Raw genomic sequence first — 25,140 nt, forward strand, 5'->3', positions numbered from 1 at the left:
ACTCAACGTCCACCATCTTCGTGGACGGACTCGCCGGCCGGGTGATAGGGCAGGCGCAACGTCACGCGCGTGCCTGCTCCGGGTGCTGAGTCTATCGCGAGCACGCCACCGACGGTTTGCGCACGCTCACGCATCACGATCAGTCCCAGTCCGCGCGGGCCTTCCGGCTCGAAGCCATCGCCGTCGTCGCTGACTTCCAGACGGAACGTCTCGCTGTCGATCGATTGCAGACTCATGCGCACTTCGCCGGCGCATGCGTGTCGCAATGCATTGGTCAGGCTTTCCTGCGCAATCCGGAAGCAGGCCTGTTCGATTTCGTTGCCGGGGCGCACATCGAGCGCCTGGATGTCCAGCTCCAACCGGACCTGCGAGGCGCGGAACAGCATCGAGGCCTGCCAACGCAACGCTGCTTCCAGACCCAGCGCATCGAGTTGCGGCGGACGCAACAGCATCGACAGATTGCGCAGCTTGTTCACGGTGGAATCGGCCAGCGACACCACTTCCAGCAGATCTTCGCGGCGCGCGACCGGGTCGAGTTCGTCCAGCGCCGCATGCGCGGACAACTTCATGGCAGTGATCGCCTGGCCGATGTCGTCGTGCAGATCGCGCGAGATCGCACGGCGTTCGTCTTCCTGCAACGAGAAGAGCCGCTTGGCCATCGCCTGCAACTCGGCATTGCTCTCGGCCAGGGCATCGCGCATGCGCTCGGGCTCGCTCAGATCGCGCACCACCAGCAGCTTGCAGCTGCGCCCGCCGTAGCGGATATCGCCCGCCGACAGGCCTGCATAGAACGTACTGCCATCGCGACGGCGCATCGCCCGCGCACTGGACACCGGCTCATTGCGATCGCTGCCCGCACGCAGATACTCGCGCACCACCGATAGGTCGGAATCGCCGACCAGCGTCTGCAGCGGCTCGCCCAGAATGGTTTCGCCCTGAAAACCGAACTGGGCGGAGCCTGCCGCATTGGCGTACATCACGTGCTCGTCGGCGAGGATCAGCACGCCGTCCGGCAGCACCCGCACCAGCTCGCGGAACTGTTCCTCGCGCTCGCGCAGCAGACGCCGCGACTGTTCGCGTTCGCTGACATCCTGCAAGGTGCCATGCACATGGCTTGCGCCGCTGGGCAGGGTCACGCTCTCTGCCCGCAGATGCACGGTGCGCGGTTGCGAATCGCCGCCAGTGAGCGGCAGCAGCACATCGATCTGTACCTCGCCGCCGGTGCACATGTCTTCGATCATGCGTTCGATACGCGCCTGGGTGGCGGTATCGGATGCGGTCAGTAGCTCTTCCAGACGATGTTCGCGCCGATGCATCGGCACGCTGCGCCCCAGGATGCGATACACCGCCGCCGAGTAGCGGCCCAGGCCGGTGGCGCGATCCAGTTGCCACGAACCCAGTCGCGCGATGCCCTGCGCTTCTTCCAGGCGTTCCAGCGCTTCGTCGCGCAGATGCTGCGCCTGGCGTTCTTCGCTGCGGTCTACCGTCACCACCAGACGGGCAGGGCCGCTGGCCAGATGCAGCTGATTGCTGCGCACCTCGACATGCCGCAGTCCACTGCGGGTCAGCAGATCTTCGTTCAACACGCAGGTGGTGTCGCCCTTGCCGCGGATCTCCGTGATGATGTCTTCCAGCCGCGCGCCATCGGCGTTGGGCCAGACCGCCTGCAGCGTCTGCTGCAGGAATTCGTCGCGCTCCCAGCCGAAGAATTCCAGCGCCGCCGGATTGGCGTCGAGAATGCGCATGGTCGCCAGGTCGTAGATGAAGGCCGGGCTGGGCAGGGCCAGGAACTTGGCCTGCAGCAAGGCTTCGGACTGCGCCAGTTGCGCATGTTCTTCCACGATCAGCGTCATGAAGCGCCGCAGCACCAGATGGATCACGATGCTCGACACCAGCAGAAAGCTGGCATCGGACCAGCGTTCCGGCACTGCCGCGCCAGCCAGATTGAGCAATCGGTTGCCCAGCAGCAGCCACACCACACCGATCAGCAGGTACAGACCGGTCAGCGTCCACAGGCCTTGCTGCAGGCGTTCGGCCAGGCGAAGTCGGGACACGGGAGGGGACGAGAACGCGGGCGCGGCGACAGGTTGGTGCATGGGTCCGCGGACGACCTTTGGAGCGGGCGATGCGGCCATCTTAGCCGTAAGTCGGCCCGGTTCGGTTGCGCTCGAAACACTCGCCTCAACTAATCCGCTGGACGGCCGTTATCCATTGCGACCCCGAGGCAGGGGTCGATCCTTCGGAGTGTTCCAGAGTGGACTCAGGCGTCATTGCAAGCATGCTGCAGCACCCGCTGACCTCAGCGGTGGTGTTGTTGGATGCGCATGGCCAGCCCCTGGCGGCCAATAGCGTTGCGCAGTCCCTCGGGCTGCCGGCAACCCTTGGTGCGTATGCCGAAGTGCTGGAGAGCAGTCGCGCCCAGGTGGCCGACAGCGGCGGCATGGCGGCCTGCGTGTTGCCGGGAACGGGCGGCGGACGGCTGGAAGGCTGGCTGCGCGCGGTCTGCGACGAGCACGGCAAGGTCATGGCCTTCACCCTGAGCATTCCCGAGCCGATGGGCGCCGATGGCACCAGCCGCTGGGAAATGGGCCTGGACAGCGCCGATCACGGGTTGTGGGATTGGGATATCCCCGCCGACGTGGTGTACCGCTCCGAGCGCTGGACTCGCATGCTCGGCTATTCCGAGCAACCGCTGCCGAACAATCTCACCGCGTTGTCCGGATTGATTCATCCCGACGACCACGCGCAGGTCAGCGCAGCCGTCCAGGCCCATCTGGATGGGCGCACCGATACCTATGTAGCCGAATTCCGGCTGCGCCAGCACGACGGCCAATGGCGCTGGATCCTCGATCGCGGTCGCGTGGTCTCGCGCACCGCCGATGGCCGCCCGCTGCGCATGGTCGGCACCCATACCGACGTGCATCACCACAAATTGCTCGAGCAGCAGCTGCGCGAGCAGCAGGCCCAGCTCGAAGAGGCTCAGCGTATTGCCAGCATGGGCAGCTGGAGCTGGGATTCGCTGAAGGACCAACTGTGGATATCGCAGGACTTCCTGCAGCAGCTCGGCATGACCCAGCTGCGCCTGCATGGCGTTCGCGACCTCCTGCGTCTGCTCGCACGGCCTTCGGTGGCGCAACTGCGCGGGGCCTGGCGCAAGATCAAGCACGAAGGCCTGCCGGTGCATTTCGAGCTGGAGGTCAACGGCCTGCTCGGCGTCAATCCGCATCATCTGCGGGTCTGGGCGCAGCCGGTGTTCGATGGCGATGGCAGCATGGTGCGTGTGCTCGGCCAGTTGCAGAACGTCACCGAGCAGCGGCAGACCGATGCCCTGATCCGCTGGCGTACCGAACTGCTCAATCGCGTGTCCGCGTTGGGCAAGATCGGCGGTTGCGAAATCGAAGTCGACACCCGTCGCATGCAGTGGACCGAGGAGTGCTACCGCATCCACGGCTTGCGCAAGGAAAACATCACCCTGGAGCAGGCGCTTGCGCTGTACACCCAGGATTCGCGCGACGCCTTCGAAGCGGCGCTGCTGCGCATTTCCGATGGCGGTCTGCCCGAGCAGCTGGAACTGTGTTTCTATCGCAACTCCGGTCAACGCATCTGGGTGCAGGTGCTGATCGAGCTGGATCGCCGTGAAGGGCTGCCGCCGCGGTTTGTCGCCCTGTTCCGCGATGTCACCCGCGAGCGCGAAGCCAACGAACGCATCGAGCTGCTGGCGCACTACGACCGATTGACCGGCCTGCCGAACCGTTTTCTGCTGCGCGAGCAGGCAGAAAACGCGATCCGCGAAGCGCACGAGCGCGGCCAGGTGCTGGCCATGCTGCTGATCGATCTGGATGGCTTCAAGAGCATCAACGATTCGTTCGGCCATGCCACCGGCGACAACCTGCTCAAGCTCGCTTCGGCGCGCCTGCATCAGCATCTGCGCAACAGCGATCTGTTCGGCCGCTTCAGCGACGACGAATTCATCGTGCTGCTGCGCGATCTTTCCGAGCCGGAAGATGCCGGCCACGTGGCGCGCAAGTTGATCAGCGCGCTGGGCGAACCGCTGCGCAAGGACCATGTCACCCTCAAGCTCGGTGCCAGCATCGGCATTGCGCTGCAGGGAGAGGGTCTTTCGGACTTCGACAGCCTGCTGCGCGCCGCCGATGCGGCGATGTACGCGGCTAAGGAATCCGGTCGCAACACCTTCCATTACTACAGCCAGGATGTGCTGCTGCGTGCGCAGCGCCGGCTGGAGCTCGAGCATGCACTGCAAGGTGCGCTCGAGCGCGAAGAATTCACGCTGGTCTACCAGCCGCTGGTCAACACCGTGGGCGACGCATCGCCGGCGATCGAAGCGCTGATGCGCTGGAATCGCCCTGGCCATGGCCCGTGCAGCCCGGTCGAATTCATTCCGATCGCAGAAGAATGCGGCGAAATCGTGCGTCTGGGCGAATGGGTGATCGGTGAAGCCTGCCGCCAGGCGGTGGTCTGGGATCGCGCCGGGCTGCATTTCAGCCGCATCGCGGTCAATGTCTCGGCCGTGCAGTTGCGCGAACGCGGCTTTGCCGAGCGCGTGCTGGAAATCTGCCGCGACAACGGCTGGCCGCCATCGCGGCTGGAACTGGAATTGACCGAGTCGGCGCTGATTCGCGATTCGGATTCGCTGCGCCGTTGCTTCGAGTTGTTCGAGCAAAACGGTGTGCTGCTGGCGGTGGACGACTTCGGCACCGGCTTCTCGAACCTGCATTACCTCAACCGCTTCCCGGTGCAGCGCCTCAAGATCGACCGCAGCTTCGTACAGGGCATGCTCGACGACGCCAACACCGCCGAGGTCACCCAGGCCATCGTGCATCTGGGCCACGCGCTAGGCATGCAGGTCGTCGCCGAAGGCGTGGAGACCGTGCAGGAAGATGCCTTGCTGCGCCAACAAGGCTGCGACGAGATCCAGGGCTATTTCTACTCGCGCCCGTTGTCGCCGCGCGACATGGCGCAGTGGCTGCGCGAAGCCGAAGCCGGCATGCGGCTGGGTGCGCGCTTGGTGATCGCCAGCTGAAGCCGGTCATGCCGCTGCCGTCGGCCATCTGCCGGCGTCGTACGGCGATGCAGGTTCCATCGGTCTGAGTTCCGGTTTGCAAAAGTGACCGGCTTGTTCCAGTCGCCAAGCAACTGCACGTTGAACGTCAGAAGAGCCATACGCTGCTCAAGGCACGGTGACGGCGAAATCAATCGTTCGTTCTGGATCACGGAAGTGCTGGTCAGTCAGCCGCCGCGATCAGTGTCTTGCTGCCCGATGAGCGCACGAACCGAGCCTTCTCACGTGGAAAACACGTGTCGGATTGACGGGAAAGTCGCCATGAGCACGAGACACATCGACTGACGATAGGACGGTTTGACCACGGACGAAGAGCAGGGCAGACACGCCGTCGCTGTTCCACGCCGATGAGTTGCCGCGTAACGACCAGGGCGCTCCGACTAACCAAGCAGCATCTTCGTCAGTGGAATATGGGCCAAGGATGCACACCCGATCCCACTTTCCCGGCGCGACCTGTGCCAAATCGACTTTTCCCGTATCCGTCAATTCAGCCTGGATCGCGGAGGCAATCCGTCGCGATTCGCAAGCGACCAGACAAAGAATCAAACACAGCGCAAGGCCGAAATTTTTCATAGTTAACCGATGCCGTCATTGCACCGCGTCTCAAGCCGGTGACTGGATCGTACAAAATTTCAGCTACCTACAAAAGGCAGATGGAGCCAGCAAGAGTTTCGGAAGTGCTGGCAAAAGTACGCTACGCGCGCCCTGGCAGTTATCGTACAAGCGCCTTGGTCGGGCACATCGTGAATACGTGATTCGCCAGGCTCGCCTGCTTGTGTACGACACTGCCAGAGTCACACGCCATCACCACTCCACCAACGCATGCATACCGGCGCATGATCTTTACCGAAAATGCATCGTGGTAGAGCCTCCGGACCAGGTCCTGTGCACGGCTAGATGGCGGAACTGGAAGACTCTAGAAACCGCCTGTTGAAGGCATTCGATGAACCCTTGCCGATGCCGACATGCCGACATGCCGACATGCCGACCGCCGCAGGCACGCTACGCTGCGTCTGCTGCCGGAAGTATGTGCATGTCACGAAGCCGATATGGAAACTATGGGGCAGGGTATCAAGCAAACGCCAGCGCTTCGACAGCCTGCATGCGTCACCATCGTACTCGTGAGGCGAGCAGGCCCTAATCGAGCGCGGGTGGCATAGCGAGGCATCGTCGGTCACAGATGCGTGCCGCGCTAGTGGCGCTGATTCCGACACGTCCACTCATGCAATGCGATTGCCGACAGCGCCATCGCCAGCCGTCTGATTCGGACGCAAGCATGGCAGCGCGGTGATGGACGTTGCGCGCGTACGGCACTAGGGCCTAGATGTACGCCGAGCGGTGCGGTTGGCTGGAAAGCCTGAGATCGGGCAGTTCAAAACAACCGGCGGGGCGCCTGCCGAGGCACGCCCCGCCGTTGACGGGATCAGCGTGTCGACGCGCCGACGGCGGCGCCGTCCAGGCCCAGGTCCCACGCCACGGTCGCGAACAGCAGGTCGGTTTCGCTGCAATCGCGGCGCGGGTTGATCAACGCCTTGATTTCCGCGCGGGCGGCCAGCTCCAGCCGTTCCAGTGCGGCCGGCAACCGTACCCGCCGCAGCACCGGCCTGGCCGCTTCGCTTTGCGCGATGCGCTCGGCATGGGCGGTGGCCAAGGCTGCTGCCTGCAATGCGGCAGTGGGGTCGGTATCGATGGTGGGGGCAAGGAGCGTCATGAGCGGAACACCGGGTCGTTACGGAACGACAAATCCCCGGAAAGCCGGGGAATGTCGGGATCAGAAGCTGCGGGCAGACATCGGTCTTAGAACAACTCGACCGTGCCGGCACCCATGCCCTGCTGTGCGACCGGCTTGTGCGGCGGGCGTTCCCACTCCACACGCATGTCGCGCAGACGGCTGGACACCTTGGCCAGCGACGCAACCAGGTCGCTGTCGTACACGCCGCCATTGCGATGCAGCAGTTCCTGCAGCGCCACCGCCTCACGGTTGATCGCGGTGAGGCGATCGAGGTGGGTGTGGATGCCGCTCAACGTCTGCGTGGCGATGTCCTCGAACTGCAGGGCGCGGACGGCTTCGGCCACGCTGCCATCGATGGAACGAGCGCACTCGGAGATTTCGCGCATGCCATCGCCCAACGAGGCGTTGATCTGAGCGACGTTCTCCAGCATGGCGGCCGATTCATGGCGCGCCTCGCGGGAGCGGTCCATGTGACGCGATGCCAGCTGCGAGACCGTTTCACGCACCTTGGCGATCGATTCCTTGGAGCTGTGTGCCAGCTTGCGGATCTGTTCGTTGAAGGTGGTGGAACGTTCGGACAGGTTACGCACCTCGTCGGCGACCACCGCGAAGCCACGACCGGCTTCACCGGCACGTGCTGCTTCGATGGCGGCGTTCAACGCCAGCAGGTTGGTCTGGTCGGCGATCGACTTGACGTCTTCCAGCAACGCGAAGATGCCATCCAGATGCTGTGCCATCTCATCGATGTGATGGACGGTGTTGGTGCTCTGGCCGCTCACCTGTTCCAGCGCTTCCACCAATTGCTCCATGCGGGAGCTGGCGTGCTGGGCGAAGCGGGCGACGTCGACGCCGGCACTGCCATCGTCACCTGCGCGGTCGACGATGCGGGCCAGTGCCTGGCTTTGCTGGCGCGACTTGCGGTTCATCGATTCGAAGCTGCCACCAAGACCGGACACGGCCTGGCGGATCAGTTCGCGGGCACGCTCAACTTCCGAGCGCGAACCATCGACTTCGTTGCTGACGAACGTACGCAGTTCGTTGAGCAGTTGGTCCTGCTCGCGCAGGATGCGGGTCTGGTCCGGGTTGCGCCGGAACTGGGAATACGTCACCCAGGCAGCGAAAACCAACCAACTAAGGGTCATGGTCGCCAGGATCGCCCAGCGCACCGAGGCGGGCCAGTCGAATCCGACAGCGAAGGGAAACAGCAAGGTCAGAGCCAAAGGAGCGGCTAGACGGATGAGTGGACGTGAATACATGGGCGTTCTCGGCAGAGTCACGGTTGCTGTATCGGCAATACCCCCGTTGTCTTTAGCGACGATCGCCATATCGTCTTGCCCATGCGCTTGCGGACGGCGCACGCTAGCGCCCGTTATAGGCGCCTGAAACCGCCTTGTTTGGGCTACTCAGCGCAGCACGCGGTCCACCGCTTCGCTCATCGCGCGTTTGGCGAACAGGAAGTCCCACAAGCTGCCCCCCATCTGCCGCCACAGGACCGCCGAGCGCACTGCCGCCAGCAACAAAGCGCGGATTTCCGCGACCACGCCTGCCTGGCCCAGGTAATGCGGGTTGCCCTGCACCATGACTTTGGGGCGCAGGTGGCTGATGGTCTGCGCGTACAGCCCGCCCAGCGAACTGAGCACATCCGGATGAGCGCTGTCGTTCAGGTTCTGCGCCTGGCGTGCGGCTGCCTCAATGCCGTTGGACACCGTCGACACGGTGGTGGTGTCGCGCACGAAACGGCGCTCCAGTTGCAGCACCGCCAGCGCCAGGCGCGGCAGCACGTCGTCCTGAGCCTGGTTGCGGAAGTAGTTGTGCAACAGGCGCAGACCGGGCGCCACCGCCTCAGCCGAGCCGTAAACGGCCTCTGGCGAGGCCGCGTCCACCCGGAACACGCTGTCCATGGCGGTGCGCACCGTCGCCGCTTCCGAATGCCCGGTTTCGGCGATCCGCCGCACCTGCTGCAAGGCCTGGGCGACACCGGCAAGCGCCAGCACGCGGTATTCCATGGAAACACTCATCAAGCCACACCCTCAGAGGAAAAAGAAAATCCCGCCAGCTGGCGTTCCAGCGGCGCATCGGTGGCGGCAATGACCGCACCGCCCAGGCATTCCTCGCCGTCGTACAGCACCAGCGACTGCCCGGGCGTTACCGCCCGCTGCGGCCGCTCGAACCACACCTGCACGCTGCCATCGTCCTGCACGTCCACCGTGCACGGCTCGTCCGGCTGCCGGTAGCGTGTCTGCGCAGTGCAACTGAAGCGGCGCGCAGGCGGTGCGCCGGTCACCCAATGGGCTTGCTCGGACTGCAGCCAGCGCGATTGCAGCAAGGGGCTGTCGCGGTTCTGATCCACATACAGCACGTTGCTGGCCACATCTTTGCCCACCACGTACCAGGGCGCTGCTGCCCGGCCACGCACGCCGCCGATGTTCAGGCCTTCGCGCTGACCCAGGGTGAAATAGAACACCCCCGGATGGTCGGCAATACGCTGCCCCTGCGGGTCGCGGATCTCACCGGTGCGGGCGGGCAGGTAGCGCCCCAGAAATTCGCGGAAGTCGCGCTCGCCGATGAAGCAGATCCCGGTGGAATCCTTTTTGGCGTGGGTCGGCAGACCGGCGTCCTGGGCGATACGGCGCAGCGTGCTCTTTTCCAGATCGCCGATCGGGAACAGGGTCGCGGCCAGTTGGGTCTGCCCCAGTTGGTGCAGGAAATAGCTCTGGTCCTTGCCACGGTCCGCCCCACGCAGCAGCCGCCAGCGTCCGCCGCTGTGGGCCACCTGCGCGTAATGGCCGGTGGCGATGCGCTCGGCGCCCAGCGCCTGGGCAGCGTCCAGGAAATGCTTGAACTTGACCTCGCGGTTGCACAACACATCCGGGTTGGGTGTGCGTCCGGCGGCATATTCGGCCAGAAAGTGCTCGAACACGCCGCTCCAGTATTCGCCGGAAAAATCGCGAAAGTGGAACGGGATACCCAGCACGCCGCACACCGCCACCGCATCGCGACGGTCGTCTTCGGCGCGGCAATCGCCACTGCCGTCGTCGGCCCAGTTCTGCATGAACAACCCGGCGATCGGCTCGCCTTGCTGCGCTAGTTTCCATGCCGCCACCGACGAATCCACGCCACCCGACACGCCTACCACGATACGCGGCGTACTCATGCGACGTGCTGCACCAACGCCAGCGGGTGACGCTGCCCGGCCAGAAAGTCGGCCACCACCTGCCACACCAACGGGCTACGCAGCCGCTCGGGCGCGTCGCGCAATTCATCCGGTGTCATCCATAGCGCGCGCACCACACCGGTATCCAGGCGGCTCTCCGGGTGATGGGTTACCGCCTCGCCAACGAAGGCGAAGCGCAGGAAGCACTGGCCGCTCGGCGCCACCCACTGGTAGGTGCCGATGAAGTGGGTCAGCCGCACGTCCCAGCCGGTCTCTTCAAGGGTTTCGCGCACGGCCGCGTCCAGCAGGCTTTCGTTCGGCTCCAGATGACCTGCGGGTTGGTTCAACAACAGCCGGCCCGCGATGGTTTCTTCCACCTGCAGAAATCGGCCGTCGCGCACCACCACCGTGGCCACGGTGACATCCGGGTGCCAGCGCTGTTCGGGCGTGCTCATCGGTCGAGCGCCTGGGCGGGCGACAGGCCGGCCATTGCATCGGTCACCGCATCGGTGCACGGGCGGGCGGCGCAACACCGCAGTGCAGCCAGGCGCGCGCGGGCATGAAGGGATGCTGCAGCAGACGGCGCCTGTCGCAGCGCGGTCGGGGTATCGGTCATCAAGGGCCAGCCGGGGAATCGGAGACAAATTGTGCGGGCCGCGGCGCAAATCGTCCAATGCGCGCGGCGATGAACCGTATAATGGCCGGATGCCCCGGAAGACATCTCACGAACACGATCATGGCCTCACGGTCGAAGCCAGCAAGCCTGAAGTGGCGCCACCGCCGCGGTATCAGGTGCTGCTGCTGAACGACGACTACACCCCGATGGACTTCGTGGTGACCGTGCTGCAGCAGTTTTTCAACCTCGATCTGGAGCGGGCCACCCAGGTCATGCTGCACGTCCATACCCGTGGACGCGGCGTTTGCGGGGTCTACAGCCGCGAAGTGGCCGAGTCCAAGGTAGCGCAGGTCAACGAGTTTTCGCGCATGAACCAGCATCCGCTGCTGTGCACGATGGAACAGACCTGAGCTGGCAGCGGGATCATTCCAGCAGCGCAACAGTGTGGCTGCAATCACGTGCTAACGCCGTCTGAACATGCCTATCCGATAGGGTTGTGGAAAATCCCAACAAAAGCCGCATATTGTTGGCAACAGCCGTTCGGAGTTACCAATGTTCAGCAAAGACCTAGAGCAAACCATCGGCCAGTGCTACAAGCGAGCACGCGAGGCGCGTCATGAGTTCATGACCGTCGAGCACCTGCTGCTCTCGCTGCTGGACAACCCTTCCGCGCAAGCCGTGCTCAAGGCCTGCGGTGCGGATCAGCTGCGGCTGCACAACGACCTGGAACAGGCGATCGAGGCCTCGGTCTCGCGCCTGGCCGAAGACGATGGCCGCGACACTCAGCCGACCCTGGGCTTCCAGCGTGTGCTGCAGCGCGCGGTCTACCACGTGCAGTCCTCGGGCAAGAAAGAGGTCACCGGCGCGAACGTGCTGGTCGCCATCTTCGGCGAAAAGGATTCCCACGCGGTGTATTTCCTGAATCAGCAGGACATCACCCGCCTGGATATCGTCAATTACCTGTCCCACGGCATCGCCAAGCTGGGCGAAGACGGCGAGCAGCCGTCCGCGTCCGATGGCGAGCCTAAGAGCGAGGGCGGGGAGGGCGAGGCCAAGGGCGATGCGCTGGCCGAGTACGCCACTAATCTCAACGAGCAGGCGCGCAACGGCAAGATCGACCCGCTGGTCGGCCGCGCCGATGAGATCGAGCGCACCATCCAGGTCCTGTGCCGCCGGCGCAAGAACAACCCGCTGTACGTGGGCGAGGCGGGTGTGGGCAAGACCGCGATCGCCGAGGGCCTGGCCAAGCGCATCGTCGACAACGACGTGCCGGAAGTACTCGCCGACGCGGTGATCTTCTCGCTGGACCTGGGCGCGCTGGTCGCCGGCACCAAGTACCGCGGCGACTTCGAAAAGCGCCTGAAGGGCGTGCTGACCGCGTTGAAGAAGGTGCCCAATGCGGTGCTGTTCATCGACGAGATCCACACCATCATCGGCGCCGGGTCGGCCTCGGGCGGCACCATGGACGCCTCCAACCTGATCAAGCCGGCGCTGGCGTCGGGCGAGCTGCGCTGCATCGGCTCGACCACGTTCCAGGAATACCGCGGCATCTTCGAAAAAGACCGGGCGTTGGCGCGGCGCTTCCAGAAGATCGACATTGTCGAGCCGACCGTTGGTGAAACCTTCGAGATCCTGCAGGGCCTCAAGCCCAGGTACGAGGCGCACCACGGCGTCACCTACGCCGACGATGCGTTGCAGGCGGCGGTGGACCTGTCGGTCAAGCACATTGGCGACCGTCTGTTGCCGGACAAGGCCATCGATGTGATGGACGAGGCCGGCGCGCGTCAGCGACTGCTGCCCGAGGGCGTGCGCAAGGAGTTGATCGACATCGAGGAGATCGAAACCATCGTCGCCAAGATGGCGCGCATTCCGGCCAAGCAGGTCAGCGCCACCGACAAGGACGTGCTGCAGCATCTGGAGCGCAACCTCAAGATGGTGATCTTCGGGCAGAACCCGGCGATCGAGACGCTGGCCGGCTCGATCAAGCTGGCCCGTTCTGGTCTGGCCAACCCGGAAAAGCCGATTGGGAACTTCCTGTTCGCGGGCCCCACCGGTGTGGGCAAGACCGAGGTGACCAAGCAGTTGGCATTGCAGTTGGGGATCGAACTGGTGCGTTTCGACATGTCCGAGTACATGGAAGCGCATTCGATCAGCCGCCTGATCGGTGCGCCTCCGGGCTATGTCGGCTTCGATCAGGGTGGTTTGCTGACCGAGAAAATCGTCAAGACGCCGCACTGCGTGCTGTTGCTGGACGAGGTGGAGAAGGCGCATCCGGACATCTTCAACATCCTATTGCAGGTCATGGACCGCGGCATCCTCACCGACACCAACGGGCGCGAAGCCAACTTCAAGAACGTGATCCTGGTGATGACGACCAACGCTGGTGCCACGCAGGCATCGCGTCGCTCGATCGGCTTTACCAAGCAGGATCACTCCACCGACGCGATGGAGTCGATCCGTCGCGGGTTCACTCCTGAGTTCCGCAACCGTCTGGATGCGATCGTGCAGTTCCAGGCGCTGGGCTTCGACCACATCCTGCGCGTGGTGGACAAGTTCATCATCGAGCTGGAAATGTTGCTGCAGGAAAAGCACGTCTCGCTGTCGGCCACCCCGACCGCGCGCGACTGGCTGGCCCAGCACGGCTTCGATCCGCTGATGGGCGCACGCCCGATGTCGCGCGTGATCCAGGAGAAGATCAAGCGTCCGCTGGCCGACGAGCTGCTGTTCGGCAAGTTGGTAGAGGGCGGGCGGGTCAATATCGACGTCAAGGATGGCGAGCTGGTGGTGGAAGCGCATCCGGAGCCGGAGCGCTTGTTGCCGGCAACCGTCGACTGATCGACGCAGTTGATTCATGCGTTCTGGAATAAAAAAGCCGCTCGAATGAGCGGCTTTTTTTATGTCCGGGAGAGGGTGCGCGATGCTGTCTGTGCGAGCAGCCAGTTAGCCCCAACGCCCCATAAGCCGTCGAGCGCCTCGCATCTGTTGAACCCCGCAATGCGCTATGGCGAGCAAGAAAACGGCAAGGGTGCTGGTGTATCGGCGCACGCCCGAGTTTGACGTGCGAATGCCTGCGCGCGCGTGGTCGATGCGGGTTCGTGGATACGCACGTCAGCGGATTGCAGCCCGCGCCACATCGTGATGAGTCACGGCACCAGCAACCTGCAAAATCACAGGCACGACAAAAAGCGGCCATTGGCCGCCTTGCGTCTCAGCACCAGAACCGCTTACTTCATGCGGTAGGTAATACGGCCTTTGGTCAGGTCGTACGGAGTCATCTCAACCTTGACCCGATCGCCGGTCAGGATGCGGATGTAGTTCTTGCGCATACGGCCGGAGATGTGGGCGATGATTTCATGCCCGTTTTCCAGCTTGACCCGGAACGTGGTGTTGGGAAGCGTCTCGCTGACGCTGCCTTCGAATTCAATGGAGTCGTCTTTCGACATGTAATCCTGGCAATCAAAGCTGGCCCGGAGGGGCCGTAAGGGACGGCATTTTACGCTCCATCTCCCCGTGGTGCAAATTTTATGTTAAGCGGGCTTCACCCAGCGCCGTGACGGGCCGCTCGCCGTAGCGTTCGGACCAGCTGCCGGCCGGTTCCACCAGGGCAACCTGGCGCTGCACGTGTTGCACAAACTCCGGGCGTGGCATGTGTTGCGCACCCAGGCTGAGCAGGTGCGGGTTTTCCACCTGCGCATCGAGCAGCGGCCAGCCGCGCGCATGCAGGTCGGCGGCCAGAGCGGCTAACGCCACTTTCGAGCCGCCGCTGACAGCGCTGAACATGCTTTCCCCGAAGAACATCTTGCCGACTGCCACGCCGTAGATGCCGCCGACCAGGCGCGCGCCATCGAACACTTCCAGTGAGTGGGCGTGGCCGCGGTGGTGTAACTCCAGATAGGCCGCCTGCATCTGCGCGGTGATCCAGGTGCCGTCCTGCCCGGGACGCGGGCTGGACGCGCACGCGGCAATGACCTGTGCAAATGCGGTATCGGCACGCAGGGTCCAGTTGCAGTTGCGCAGCTGCCGTTTGAAGCGCGACGACAGGCGCACGCTATCGGTGCGGAACACCATGCGCGGGTCCGGGCTCCACCACAGGATCGGTTGCCCTTCCGAAAACCACGGAAAGATGCCCTGCGCGTACGCGTTGAGCAGGCGTTGCGGGTGCAGGTCGCCGCCGAGGGCGAGCAGGCCGTCGGGCTCGCGTAAAGCGTGTTCGACCGGAGGAAACGGACTGGCAGGGTCCGGTGACAGCAAGTGGGGCAGGGCGCGCGACATGGGGTGAGTCTAGCGGTGCGGCATGCGGGTGGAGCGTATTGGGTCAGTCGCGAAACGGGCTGTGGTCTGCCAGTTCGAGCGCGTGACGCGCGACGGCCTCGCGCTCGTCGGCGCACCATTGCGCCAATGGTTCGCGGAACCCGGGGTCGGCGATCCAGTGACGGCTGCGCACCACGGTCGGCAGAAAGCCGCGCGCAATCTTGTGCTCACCCTGCGCGCCGGGCTCGAAGCGGCTCAGGCCTTCGCGCAGGCAGTATTCGATGCCTTGGTAGTAGCAGGTTTCGAAGTGCAGCCCGGGCAGGGCTTCGCCGCCCCAATAACGGCCGTAGAGCGTGTCGTGGCCGCGCAGGCACAACGCACCGGCAATCGGTTGCCCGTCGAGGTCGGCCAAGAACATCACTAGCTGGCGCGGCAGGTGTTGCGCCAGGTGGCGCAGGAATTCGGGAGTCAGTGCCGGCGAATTGCCGTACTCGTTGAAGGTCTTGAGATAGAACCCGTACATGGCGTCCAGGTCGGCCTCGCTGGCCTCATCGCCATGCACCACGCGCAGCTGTATGCCAGCGCGCTGCACCTTGGCGCGTTCCTGGCGGATGTTCTTGCGGCGCTTGTGGCCCATCGCGGCCAGAAACGTTTCGAAGTCGCTCCAGCCGCTGGTGTTGTGCCAGTGGTACTGCAGATCGTGACGCTGCAGCCACTCGGCATCGAACGCGGTGTCTTCGTCGGCCAGATGAAAATTCACATGCGCCGAGGACAAGCTGCTGCGCTCCACCAGCTCGCGCATCGCGGCCAGCAAGTGCCCACGCCACTTGGGCGCACCGAGCAGGCGCGGGCCGGTGACGGGCGAGTAGGGCACGCCGCACAGCCACTTCGGGAAATACTCCTGCCCGTAGCGCGCATACGCATGCGCCCAGGCATGGTCGAACACGAACTCGCCGTGCGAATTGTTTTTCAGGTAACCCGGCGCGGCGGCGACCAGCGTGTCGCCGGTCCACAAGGTCAGGTGCAGCGGATTCCAGCCCCAATCCGGGCGCAGGCAGCCTTCGCGTTCCAGGCCTTGCAGAAAGGCATCGCTGACGAAGGGATGGCTGCCGTCGTGCAGCGCATCCCAGGCACCGGCAGGAAGCTCGTCCAGCCGGCGGCACCAGCGGGCCGTCACGCTCATGCGCGCGATCCGTTGGTGCTGCTGGCCGCGCGGCGCGGCCGGCGGTCAGCAGCCATCTCAGGCGCTCTTGTCGAGATAACGCTCGGCATCCAGCGCAGCCATGCAGCCGAAACCGGCCGAGGTGATGGCCTGGCGGTAGTGTTGGTCGGCCACGTCGCCGGCGGCGAACACGCCGGCCACCGAGGTCTCGGTCGCTGCGCCGTTCAGGCCGGAGCGGATTTCCAGGTAGCCGTTGTTCATGGCCAGCTGGCCGTCGAACAGCTGCGTATTGGGATGGTGGCCGATGGCAACGAAGAAGCCGTGCGCATCGATGTCGCGGGTGCTGCCGTCAAGGGTGGACTTGACCCGCACGCCGGTCACGCCGGCATCGTTGCCCAGCACTTCGTCAATGGCGTGGTGCCAGACGGTTTCGATCTTGCCGGCGGCGACCTTGGCGAACAGCTTGTCCTGCATGATCTTTTCCGCGCGCAGGGTGTCGCGGCGGTGCACCAGGTACACCTTGCGCGCGATGTTGGACAGGTACAGCGCCTCTTCGACCGCGGTATTGCCGCCGCCGACCACCACCACGTCCTGGTCCTTGTAGAAGAACCCGTCGCAGGTGGCGCAGGCGGAGACGCCGCGGCCCTTGAAGGCCTCTTCGCTGGGGATGCCCAGGTACTTGGCGGTGGCGCCGGTGGCGATGATCAGCCCGTCGCAGGTGTACTCGGCGCTATCGCCGATCAGCCGGAACGGCCGCTGCGACAGATCGGCAGTGTGGATGTGGTCGAAGATGACCTCGGTCTCGAAGCGCTCGGCATGCGCCTGCATGCGGTTCATCAAGTCCGGGCCCATCAGGCCGTGGGGGTCGCCCGGCCAGTTGTCCACCTCGGTGGTGGTCATCAGCTGGCCGCCCTGCTGCAGGCCGGTGATCACCACCGGCTTGAGATTGGCGCGGGCGGCGTAGACCGCGGCGGTCCAGCCGGCCGGGCCGGAGCCCAGGATCAGCAGGCGGGAATGCTTGGCGGGACTGGCAGATGAGGCGCTCATGTATACTCGCGGTCTAGGAATTGGTAGGGACGGCGCTGGTGAATTGCGCCCCCGTGGCGGCATAGAGTGGCGGTCCCCACCCGGTGAATCAAGGCGGCGCGATGGAACTGCTTGAACCGCAGATGGCATGGTCCGCCCTGATTGCATGTTCGACGCCGCCTCGTGCGGCGTTTTTCGTTGGCGGCCGGGCGACCCGGTAGCCGGTGCTCATTCAACTGCTGAAACCGTGGCCTCAGTCGTTTATTATCAACCACTAACAGCATTTTTCTAAGGTCTGGCTACAGGTGGCAAAGCAGGTTCCCGAACGCAGCAAGCCCGCAGAGGGCAAATCGTCGTCGCGCAAGACGGCGGTGGCGGACAATCCGCGTCGGCAAAAGCTCTGGCGCGATCTGGCATTGATCGCGGTGGCACCGCTGCTGCTGTATCTGCTGGCCAGCCTGTTGACCTATTCGGCAACCGATCCTGGCTGGTCGCGCACCGGCAATCTGGTCGCGCCGATCCACAACATGGGCGGCAGATTCGGCGCGATGGCGGCGGATGTGTTGCTGCAGCTGTTCGGTTATGTGGCCTTCCTGTTGCCGGTGATCCTGGGCGCGGTAGCCTGGATCGCGCTGATCGGCGAGCGCGAGGAGCAGAGTCAGAGCGATCTGGGGCCGGCGCTGCGGCTGGTCGGCATGGTGGGCTTTTTGATCTCTTCGACCGGCTTTTTGCATCTGCGTCTGTTCCAGGGCGAGGTCGCCGAGGCCGGCGGCATTCTCGGCAAGCTGGTCAGCGGGTCGCTCAGTTCGGGCTTTGGTGCGCTGGGCGCCAATCTGTTCGTGATAGTGCTGCTGCTGGTATCGATCACATTGGCGACCGGGTTGTCGTGGTTTGTGGTGATGGAGCGCATCGGTCAGTGGGTGCTGGCACTGGGCCCGTTGATGCAGCGCAAGACCCATCAGGCGACCGAGTGGCAGCAAACCCGCGTGATGCGCGAAGAACGCGAGGAAGTGCGCAAGGTCGATGCGGTCAAGCAGGCCAAGCGCGAGCCGGTCAAGATCGAGCCGCCGCCGGCACCGGTGGTGGAAAAGAGCGAGCGCGCCAAGCGCGACACCCAGATCCCGATGTTCCAGGGCGTGAGCACCGACGGCTCGGATCTGCCGCCGCTGGCATTGCTGGACGACCCCAAACCGCAGGCCAAGGGCTATTCGGAAGAGACGCTGGAAACGCTGTCGCGGCAGATCGAATTTAAGCTCAAGGATTTCCGCATCGAGGCGCAGGTGGTCGGGGCCTATCCCGGTCCGGTGATCACCCGCTTCGAGATCGAGCCGGCGCCGGGCATCAAGGTCAGCCAGATCAGCTCGCTGGACAAGGACATCGCGCGCGGCCTGTCGGTCAAGTCGGTGCGTGTGGTGGACGTGATTCCTGGCAAGTCGGTGGTGGGTCTGGAGATCCCCAACGTCACCCGCGAGATGATCTTCCTGTCCGAACTGCTGCGTTCCAAGGAATACGACAAGTCGGCCAGCCCACTGACGCTTGCGCTGGGCAAGGACATTGCCGGGCGCCCGACCGTGGCCGATCTGGCGCGCATGCCGCACTTGCTGGTGGCCGGTACTACCGGCTCGGGCAAGTCGGTGGCGGTCAACGCGATGGTGCTGAGCCTGTTGTTCAAGGCCTCGCACAAGGAACTGCGGATGCTGATGATCGACCCGAAGATGCTCGAATTGAGCGTCTATCAGGGCATCCCGCATCTGTTGGCGCCGGTGGTCACCGACATGAAGGAGGCCGCCAACGGCCTGCGCTGGTGCGTGGCGGAGATGGAACGCCGTTACAAGCTGATGAGCGCGGTGGGCGTGCGCAACCTGGCCGGCTTCAACAAGAAGATCAAGGACGCCATCGACGCCGGCCAGCCGATGATGGACCCGCTGTTCAAGCCGAATCCGGAGCTGGGCGAAGCGCCGCGGCCGCTGGAGACGCTGCCGTTCATCGTCATCTTCATCGACGAATTCGCCGACATGATGATGATCGTCGGCAAGAAGGTCGAAGAGCTCATCGCACGCCTGGCGCAGAAGGCGCGTGCGGCCGGTATCCACTTGATCCTGGCCACGCAGCGGCCGTCGGTGGACGTGATCACTGGTCTGATCAAGGCCAATATCCCGACCCGCGTCGCCTTCCAGGTCAGTTCCAAAATCGACTCGCGCACCATCCTGGACCAGTCCGGCGCCGAGGCGCTGCTGGGCAATGGCGACATGCTGTATCTGCCGCCGGGCACCGCGCTGCCGGACCGCGTGCACGGCGCCTTCGTCAGCGACGAAGAAGTGCATCGGGTGGTTGAACACCTGAAAGCCAGTGGGCCGGTCTCCTATGTCGAAGGCGTGCTGGACGAAGTGCAGACCATGGGCGATGGCACCGTGGTGGGCGCTACCGGCTTGCCGGAGAGCAGTGGCGGCGGTGGGGATGAATCCGACCCGCTGTACGACGAGGCACTGCGCATCGTCACCGAAACCCGGCGCGCATCGATTTCCGGTGTGCAGCGTCGCCTGAAGATCGGCTACAACCGCGCTGCGCGCTTGATCGAGGCGATGGAAGCGGCAGGTGTGGTCAGCCAGCCCGAGCACAACGGCGATCGCACCGTGCTGGCGCCACCGCCGCCCAAGTAAGCGCGGCGGCTTTCGTCGCTGCGCGGTGCGGTGCGGGGGCACGCGGCTGCGGCAGTCGCTGCGCGGTACGGTGGCTGGAGGCGCAGCGAGAGGGCGAAGGGCCATTGCCTGGATTCGGCGTGTGCAGGACGCGTTTCGATTTCCGTCCATTGACGTACACGCACCGGCGCAAGACCCCGTATTGCGCGTCTGCGTGGACTGCGGCGTGTGAGTTGCCTCAACGAGCGCTGCCGCACGCATCAATGCGGCATTGTTGGAAGTCGATACCTGTCATTGCCGGGCACACCGGCTACCCTATCGGACAACGGCCGCTCCGGCCCGTCGTGATCGAGACCCATGCTGCGTCGTCCTGTCTTGTTGCTCGTATTGTTGATCTGCGCCCCGCTGCTCGCCCAGGCGCAACAGCGCCCCGCGCCTGCCGCGGCGGCGGCGCGGACCCAGGCCGATACCAACTACAGCTTTGTGCGCTACCGCGCCGACTACGAAGTGCGCGCCGATGCCAGCAGTGTGGAAACCGACGAGTACGAAATCCTGCTCAAGACCAAGTCGGCGGTGGAGCAGTTCAGCCAGGTGCGGTTGAGCTATAGCGAAAAGATGGAGACGCTCGAAGTGCTGGAGGCGTACACCGTCACCGCCGAAGGGCTGCGCCAGGACGTGGCGGCCGACAAGATCTACACCCAGGAAAGCTATTCCAGCGCGTCGGCGGCGATGTACGCCGACCGCAAGGTCAAGGTGGTGGTGTTCCCGAACCTGGCGCCGGGTGCGCGCATCGTCTATCGCGTGCGACGCGCGCAGAACACGCCTTACTTCCCAGGTTATTTCAGTCTGTGGGAAACCTTCAGCGTGTTCGCGCAATACGACGATGCAGTGGTCACCTTGGTTGCGCCCAAGTCGCTGCCGATGCATCTGTCCGCACGTGGTTTGCAGGGCAGCACCAAGCCGGTGGTGCGTGGCGATCAGGCGCGCTGGGAATGGCGCTACCAGCGCGCCACGCCGATGAAGAACCAGAACTGGAGCGCGGCGACCTGGGAATTCAGCCCCACGCTGATGGCCAGCACCTTCGACAGTTGGTCGCAGATGGGCCTGGCGTATCACGTCAAGGGTGGGCGCGCCGCTACGGTCACACCCGCGATCCAGGCATTGGCCGACCAGGTGACCAAGGGAATCGATGAGCCGCGTGCGCAGGCGGCGGCGTTGTATGCCTGGGTCGCGCGCAATATCCGCTACGTGGCGGTGTACCTGGGCAATGGCGGTCTGGAGCCCAACAGTGCCGACAGCATCCTGGCCAATCACTATGGCGACTGCAAGGATCACACCGTGATTCTGGAAGCGCTGCTGGCGGCCAAGGGCATCGCCAGCACGCCGGTGCTGATCGGCGCGGAGGGCGGGCCGACATTGCCGGCAATCCCGGTTCTGGGGCGCTTCAATCACGCCATCACCTACATCCCGGCCTTCGACCTTTACGTCGATTCGACCAACCCCTACGCGCGCTTCGGCCAGCTGCCGGCCGGCGATCTTGGCGCGCCGGTGGTGCATACGCGGGATGGCAAGGTCACCCAGACCCCGCCGAACGATCGCAAGGTCAACCGCTACGTCGCCCGGACCGAGTACCGCTTCACGCCGCAGGGCGGATTGCAGGGCCTGACGACCCTGGACAGCGGGCAGACCGGCGAAGTGGGCTTGCGCGCGATGTTCGTGCAACTCAATGCGCAGAACCGCAACCGTATCGAGGAATCGATCATTGCCCAGTCCGGTTTCGTCGGGACCGGCGATCTGCTGATTCAGGGCGATCCACTGGACCTGGAAACGCCATTCAACTATCGCTACAGCTTCCAGGCCAACGACGCGGTGGATTTTTCGGTGGTCGGCGGCATGACCTTGCCGGACATGCCTGGGGCCGAATCGACGCGCGGGATCTACGCCACTACCTCGGCCGAAGACAATCTGACTCCGTTCTACTGCAACGACAGCGTGCGTGAGGAAACCTACGTGGTGACCTTCCCGGAGACGGTGCCGATCATTGCCATTCCGCGTAGCAGCAAGTTTCGCAATGCGGCTGGCGAATACGTGGTGGACTGGTCGCGCCAGGGACAGACGGTCACTGCGGTCCATCGCCTGCAACGTGCGGCGGTGCACGGGCCGCAGGCCTTATGCCAGCCGCAGGATTACCGTGCATTTCGTGAGTTGTATCAGCAGGTGCGACGCGGCTTTCGTGGGCAGATCGTTTACGGCGATCTGTCCAAGGTGCAGACCAATGATTGAGGCAACCCGCTGCCGCTGCATGAACGCGTCCGTGCAATAGCGCTCGCCCATTCATCTATGAAGCTTCAGAATTGGCGTACTCCTTTCTGGAAGACCGCGATGCATCGCCAGCTCCGTTATGCCGTCCTCGCCACCGCTCTGTTTGCCGGCACCGCGTTTGCCGGTGCGCGCCAGGAGCTGGACACGTTCACCCGTGGCCTGAAGGGCCTGGATGGGCAGTTCGATCAGCAGGTCGCCGATGCCAACGGCCGGGTCAAGGAGCGTTCGAGCGGGCGGGTGGCATTGTCGGCACCGCGTCAGTTCCGTTGGGAATACGCCAAGCCTTACAAGCAATTGATCGTGGCCGACGGCAAGAAGGTGTGGGTGTTCGACCCCGACCTGGAGCAGGTCACCGTGCGCGCGCAGGGCAACGAAGAGCAGAACAGCCCGCTGGTGGCGTTGATCGACCCCGCGCGTCTGGACAAGCAATACGACGTCAGCGAAGAAGCCGCGCCGCGCGACGGCCTGCAGTGGCTGTCGTTGACGCCCAAGGTCGACACCGAAGCCAGCTTCCAGATGGCCTCGCTCGGCTTCAGTAAGGACGGCCTGGCCAAGATGGAGGTGGTCGATGCGGTGGGTCAGCGCACTGCGATCAGCTTCAGCGGCTGGAAGCGCAACCCCGCGTTTGCGGCCGACACCTTCCGCTACACCCCAGCCAAGGGGGTGGATGTGGTGGGCGACGCGCAGTAAGGTCATGCCCGATTGAGGGCGACCGATTCACTCGGGGCGCGAGGCTGCACGTTGCAGCTTGTCAGCAGATGCGTTGAGGCAATATTGCAGACGCCTTCCTACGGGGAGGCGTCTTGCGTTGTGCCTTCTGTGATCCAACTGCGCTTGCCAACCCGCATCGTCGCTGCGGTCGCCTTCCGACACGTGAGAGATCTGCCGCTTTCGCGCGGCAGCTCACCGCTGCAATGCGCTAACGCCCCGGCGCGATAGAATGGGGCGTGGCACGAACCAGATCCACCATCGATAGCACAGCCGATCTGCTTAGCGTGGATGCAGATCATCTGCGCCCGCTCGCGGAGCGCATGCGTCCGCGGACGCTGGACGAAATGGTCGGCCAAAAACGCTTGTTGACGCCCGACAGCGCACTACGCCGCGCGGTGGAATCGGGGCGCGTGCATTCAATGATCCTGTGGGGCCCGCCAGGATGCGGCAAGACCACGCTTGCCTTGCTGCTGGCGCACTACGCCGATGCCGAGTTCAAGGCGATTTCCGCAGTGTTGTCGGGGCTGCCCGAGGTACGTCAGGTATTGGCCGAGGCCGCGCAGCGGTTTGCAAGTGGCCGACGCACGGTGTTGTTCGTCGATGAGGTGCATCGCTTCAACAAGGCGCAGCAGGATGCATTTTTGCCGCACATCGAGCGCGGCACCATCCTGTTCGTCGGCGCGACCACGGAAAATCCGTCGTTCGAGTTGAACTCCGCGTTGCTGTCGCGTTGCCGCGTGCATGTGCTCGAATCGGTGTCGCCACAAGATATCGTCGAAGCGCTGCAACGTGCATTGCACGATTCCGAGCGCGGGCTGGGACAGGAGACAATCCAGGTCAGCGAGGCGTCGCTGCTGGAAATCGCCAGCGCCGCCGATGGCGATGTGCGGCGTGCGTTGACCCTGCTGGAAATCGCTGCCGAGTTGGCAGGCGGCGAGGGCGGGGAGATCACGCCGCAGACGCTGCTGCAGGTGCTGGCCGACCGCACCCGCCGTTTCGACAAGAACGGCGAACAGTTCTACGACCAGATCTCGGCGCTGCATAAATCGGTGCGCAGCTCCAATCCGGATGCGGCGTTGTACTGGCTCACCCGCATGCTCGACGGCGGCTGCGACCCGGCCTATCTGGCGCGGCGGCTGACCCGCATGGCGATCGAGGATATCGGTCTGGCGGACCCGCGGGCGCAGAGCATGGCGCTGGAAGCCTGGGATATTTACGAGCGCCTAGGCAGCCCGGAGGGCGAGCTGGCGTTCGCACAGCTGGTGCTGTATCTGGCCAGCACCGCTAAATCCAACGCCGGCTACGCGGCCTTCAATCAAGCCAAGGCCGATGTGCGCGCCACCGGCACGCAAGAGGTGCCGCTGCACCTGCGTAATGCGCCGACCAAGCTGATGAAGACGCTCGGTTACGGCCAGGACTATCAATACGACCACGACGCCGAGGGCGGCATCGCGCTCGACCAGACCGGCTTTCCGGACGCGATGGGCGAGCAGGTGTATTACAAGCCGGTGCCGCGTGGACTGGAAATCAAGCTCAAGGAAAAGCTCGACCGGCTGCGCGAGGCGCGTGCGCAGGCGCGGGCTGACAAGGCTGGAAAGCCCACGGCATAATCGGCGATACGGGAGATGGCATTCCTCCTTGAACCGCACGCAGTCTGCGCGCTGATGATGCCTGTCCACCCCCGCCGGGGCGGCAGGCCCGTGCCCCGGCATCGCTTCTTGACTCAGGATTGATGATGCCGAACGCGCATACGTTTTTTTCGAAGACCCCACTGGGCGGTTGCGGAGTACGTGCATGAACGCACCGGTGTGGTGGCAGCAATTATTGTTGGCGATGACCGGCGGCGCATTGGGTTCCGGGCTGCGTTTTACGATCGGTGCAGCGCTGCTGCAGCGCTTTGGCGCCGGCTTTCCGTGGGGAACGTTGACGGTGAATCTGCTCGGCTCGTTCGTCGCCGGCGTGCTGCTGGTCTGGCTGGACGCGCGCGGTCCGTCGAGCTGGCCGCTGCGGGCGCTGCTGATCGTCGGCGTGATGGGTGGGCTGACCACCTTTTCGTCGCTGATGATGGAGTGTCTGGTGTTTGCGCGCACCGATCGCTCCACGATGATCGGCGTGTATCTGGCGGTGACGCTGGTGGCCGGGCTGGCGCTGATGTTTGCCGGTGCGCGTACAGGCCAGTGGCTGGTGGCACGCTAGACCGCTACGTTGTCTGCAAGATTTTTATAGCCGTTGAACTGTGGTGAGGGCGTCGGTTTCTGCCAGCGGCGCTGCGCATTGCGCGCGGCGATCCTGTTTGGGTGTGCGGCCTGGTTCGTGCGGTAGTTCCCGCGATCGCGCCAACAGCGGCCGCTCAACGTGTGTACGGACAGCGTAAGCGCTGTGTTCACCGGGTGCATCGACTGGGCAAACGAATCCGTATGCGATCCAGATCCGGTCGACGGCGGTTT

Annotated in this window: 18 protein-coding genes and 1 riboswitch; of the genes, 8 read left to right on the forward strand and 10 right to left on the reverse strand. The window is 64.2% G+C overall.

Annotated elements, in window-relative coordinates:
• Positions 1 to 2: 2 nt before the first annotated feature.
• The gene (locus tag ACZZ0O_RS16610; RefSeq protein ID WP_055854419.1) at positions 3 to 2,135 is read right to left on the reverse strand and encodes a sensor histidine kinase; all 2,133 of its coding nucleotides are present in this window, start codon (positions 2,133 to 2,135) and stop codon (positions 3 to 5) included.
• Between the two features lie 119 nt (positions 2,136 to 2,254).
• Here ACZZ0O_RS16610 and ACZZ0O_RS16615 point away from each other — a divergent pair, with 119 nt between their 5' ends.
• Positions 2,255 to 5,041, forward strand: coding sequence for a bifunctional diguanylate cyclase/phosphodiesterase (locus ACZZ0O_RS16615; RefSeq protein WP_193552856.1), 2,787 nt, complete (start codon positions 2,255 to 2,257; stop codon positions 5,039 to 5,041).
• Positions 5,042 to 6,503: 1,462 nt separating this feature from the next.
• Here the strand turns inward: ACZZ0O_RS16615 and ACZZ0O_RS16620 are convergent.
• The 5 genes from ACZZ0O_RS16620 to ACZZ0O_RS16640 form a co-directional block, all read right to left on the reverse strand.
• The gene (locus tag ACZZ0O_RS16620) at positions 6,504 to 6,791 is read right to left on the reverse strand and encodes a hypothetical protein (RefSeq protein WP_055854412.1); all 288 of its coding nucleotides are present in this window, start codon (positions 6,789 to 6,791) and stop codon (positions 6,504 to 6,506) included.
• 86 nt (positions 6,792 to 6,877) lie between these two features.
• Positions 6,878 to 8,068 (reverse strand): methyl-accepting chemotaxis protein, encoded by a 1,191-nt coding sequence (locus ACZZ0O_RS16625; RefSeq protein ID WP_055854408.1) that lies wholly within the window; start codon positions 8,066 to 8,068, stop codon positions 6,878 to 6,880.
• A 147-nt stretch (positions 8,069 to 8,215) separates the two neighbouring features.
• Positions 8,216 to 8,830 (reverse strand): high frequency lysogenization protein HflD, encoded by a 615-nt coding sequence (hflD, locus tag ACZZ0O_RS16630; RefSeq protein WP_055854405.1) that lies wholly within the window; start codon positions 8,828 to 8,830, stop codon positions 8,216 to 8,218.
• Complete coding sequence (mnmA, locus tag ACZZ0O_RS16635) at positions 8,830 to 9,966, reverse strand: tRNA 2-thiouridine(34) synthase MnmA (RefSeq protein ID WP_463602943.1); 1,137 nt, start codon at positions 9,964 to 9,966, stop codon at positions 8,830 to 8,832. The genes hflD and mnmA overlap by 1 nt, the downstream gene beginning before the upstream one ends.
• Positions 9,963 to 10,421 carry an NUDIX hydrolase gene (locus ACZZ0O_RS16640; RefSeq protein ID WP_463591302.1) on the reverse strand — a complete coding sequence of 153 codons (459 nt, stop codon included), beginning with the start codon at positions 10,419 to 10,421 and terminating at the stop codon, positions 9,963 to 9,965. Before ACZZ0O_RS16640 ends, mnmA begins: the two co-directional genes overlap by 4 nt.
• A gap of 250 nt (positions 10,422 to 10,671) precedes the next feature.
• Between ACZZ0O_RS16640 and clpS the strand changes: the two genes are divergently transcribed.
• Together clpS and clpA are read left to right on the forward strand one after the other, a co-directional pair.
• Positions 10,672 to 10,992, forward strand: a complete 321-nt coding sequence (gene clpS, locus ACZZ0O_RS16645; RefSeq protein WP_016901748.1) for an ATP-dependent Clp protease adapter ClpS — start codon at positions 10,672 to 10,674, stop codon at positions 10,990 to 10,992.
• A 142-nt stretch (positions 10,993 to 11,134) separates the two neighbouring features.
• On the forward strand, positions 11,135 to 13,417 hold the full coding sequence (gene clpA / locus ACZZ0O_RS16650) for an ATP-dependent Clp protease ATP-binding subunit ClpA (RefSeq protein WP_055854392.1): 2,283 nt from the start codon (positions 11,135 to 11,137) through the stop codon (positions 13,415 to 13,417).
• A 389-nt stretch (positions 13,418 to 13,806) separates the two neighbouring features.
• On the opposite strand, the gene infA is transcribed toward clpA, so the two are convergent.
• From infA to trxB, 4 genes are all read right to left on the reverse strand, one after another.
• The gene (gene infA / locus ACZZ0O_RS16655) at positions 13,807 to 14,025 is read right to left on the reverse strand and encodes a translation initiation factor IF-1 (protein WP_002813418.1); all 219 of its coding nucleotides are present in this window, start codon (positions 14,023 to 14,025) and stop codon (positions 13,807 to 13,809) included.
• A 79-nt stretch (positions 14,026 to 14,104) separates the two neighbouring features.
• The gene (gene aat, locus ACZZ0O_RS16660; protein WP_463591303.1) at positions 14,105 to 14,854 is read right to left on the reverse strand and encodes a leucyl/phenylalanyl-tRNA--protein transferase; all 750 of its coding nucleotides are present in this window, start codon (positions 14,852 to 14,854) and stop codon (positions 14,105 to 14,107) included.
• A 43-nt stretch (positions 14,855 to 14,897) separates the two neighbouring features.
• The gene (locus tag ACZZ0O_RS16665; RefSeq protein ID WP_463591304.1) at positions 14,898 to 16,016 is read right to left on the reverse strand and encodes a GNAT family N-acetyltransferase; all 1,119 of its coding nucleotides are present in this window, start codon (positions 16,014 to 16,016) and stop codon (positions 14,898 to 14,900) included.
• Between the two features lie 57 nt (positions 16,017 to 16,073).
• Positions 16,074 to 17,042, reverse strand: a complete 969-nt coding sequence (gene trxB, locus ACZZ0O_RS16670) for a thioredoxin-disulfide reductase (protein WP_055854385.1) — start codon at positions 17,040 to 17,042, stop codon at positions 16,074 to 16,076.
• Between the two features lie 284 nt (positions 17,043 to 17,326).
• On the opposite strand from trxB, the gene ACZZ0O_RS16675 reads away from it, so the two are divergent.
• The 5 genes from ACZZ0O_RS16675 to crcB all read left to right on the forward strand — a co-directional run bounded on the left by ACZZ0O_RS16675 (position 17,327) and on the right by crcB (position 24,889).
• Positions 17,327 to 19,681 (forward strand): DNA translocase FtsK, encoded by a 2,355-nt coding sequence (locus ACZZ0O_RS16675; protein ID WP_055854382.1) that lies wholly within the window; start codon positions 17,327 to 17,329, stop codon positions 19,679 to 19,681.
• 336 nt (positions 19,682 to 20,017) lie between these two features.
• Positions 20,018 to 21,943: a DUF3857 domain-containing transglutaminase family protein gene (locus tag ACZZ0O_RS16680; protein ID WP_463591305.1), complete on the forward strand. Its 1,926-nt coding sequence runs from the start codon at positions 20,018 to 20,020 to the stop codon at positions 21,941 to 21,943.
• Between the two features lie 57 nt (positions 21,944 to 22,000).
• Positions 22,001 to 22,672: an outer membrane lipoprotein periplasmic chaperone LolA gene (gene lolA, locus ACZZ0O_RS16685; RefSeq protein WP_463591306.1), complete on the forward strand. Its 672-nt coding sequence runs from the start codon at positions 22,001 to 22,003 to the stop codon at positions 22,670 to 22,672.
• A gap of 341 nt (positions 22,673 to 23,013) precedes the next feature.
• Positions 23,014 to 24,303, forward strand: a complete 1,290-nt coding sequence (locus ACZZ0O_RS16690) for a replication-associated recombination protein A (RefSeq protein ID WP_463591307.1) — start codon at positions 23,014 to 23,016, stop codon at positions 24,301 to 24,303.
• A gap of 2 nt (positions 24,304 to 24,305) precedes the next feature.
• A riboswitch (Fluoride riboswitch) is annotated at positions 24,306 to 24,374 on the forward strand.
• A 113-nt stretch (positions 24,375 to 24,487) separates the two neighbouring features.
• Positions 24,488 to 24,889, forward strand: coding sequence for a fluoride efflux transporter CrcB (crcB, locus tag ACZZ0O_RS16695; protein WP_463591308.1), 402 nt, complete (start codon positions 24,488 to 24,490; stop codon positions 24,887 to 24,889).
• The last annotated feature ends 251 nt before the right edge of the window (positions 24,890 to 25,140 follow it).

The organism is Xanthomonas sp. AC360 (assembly GCF_979258225.1).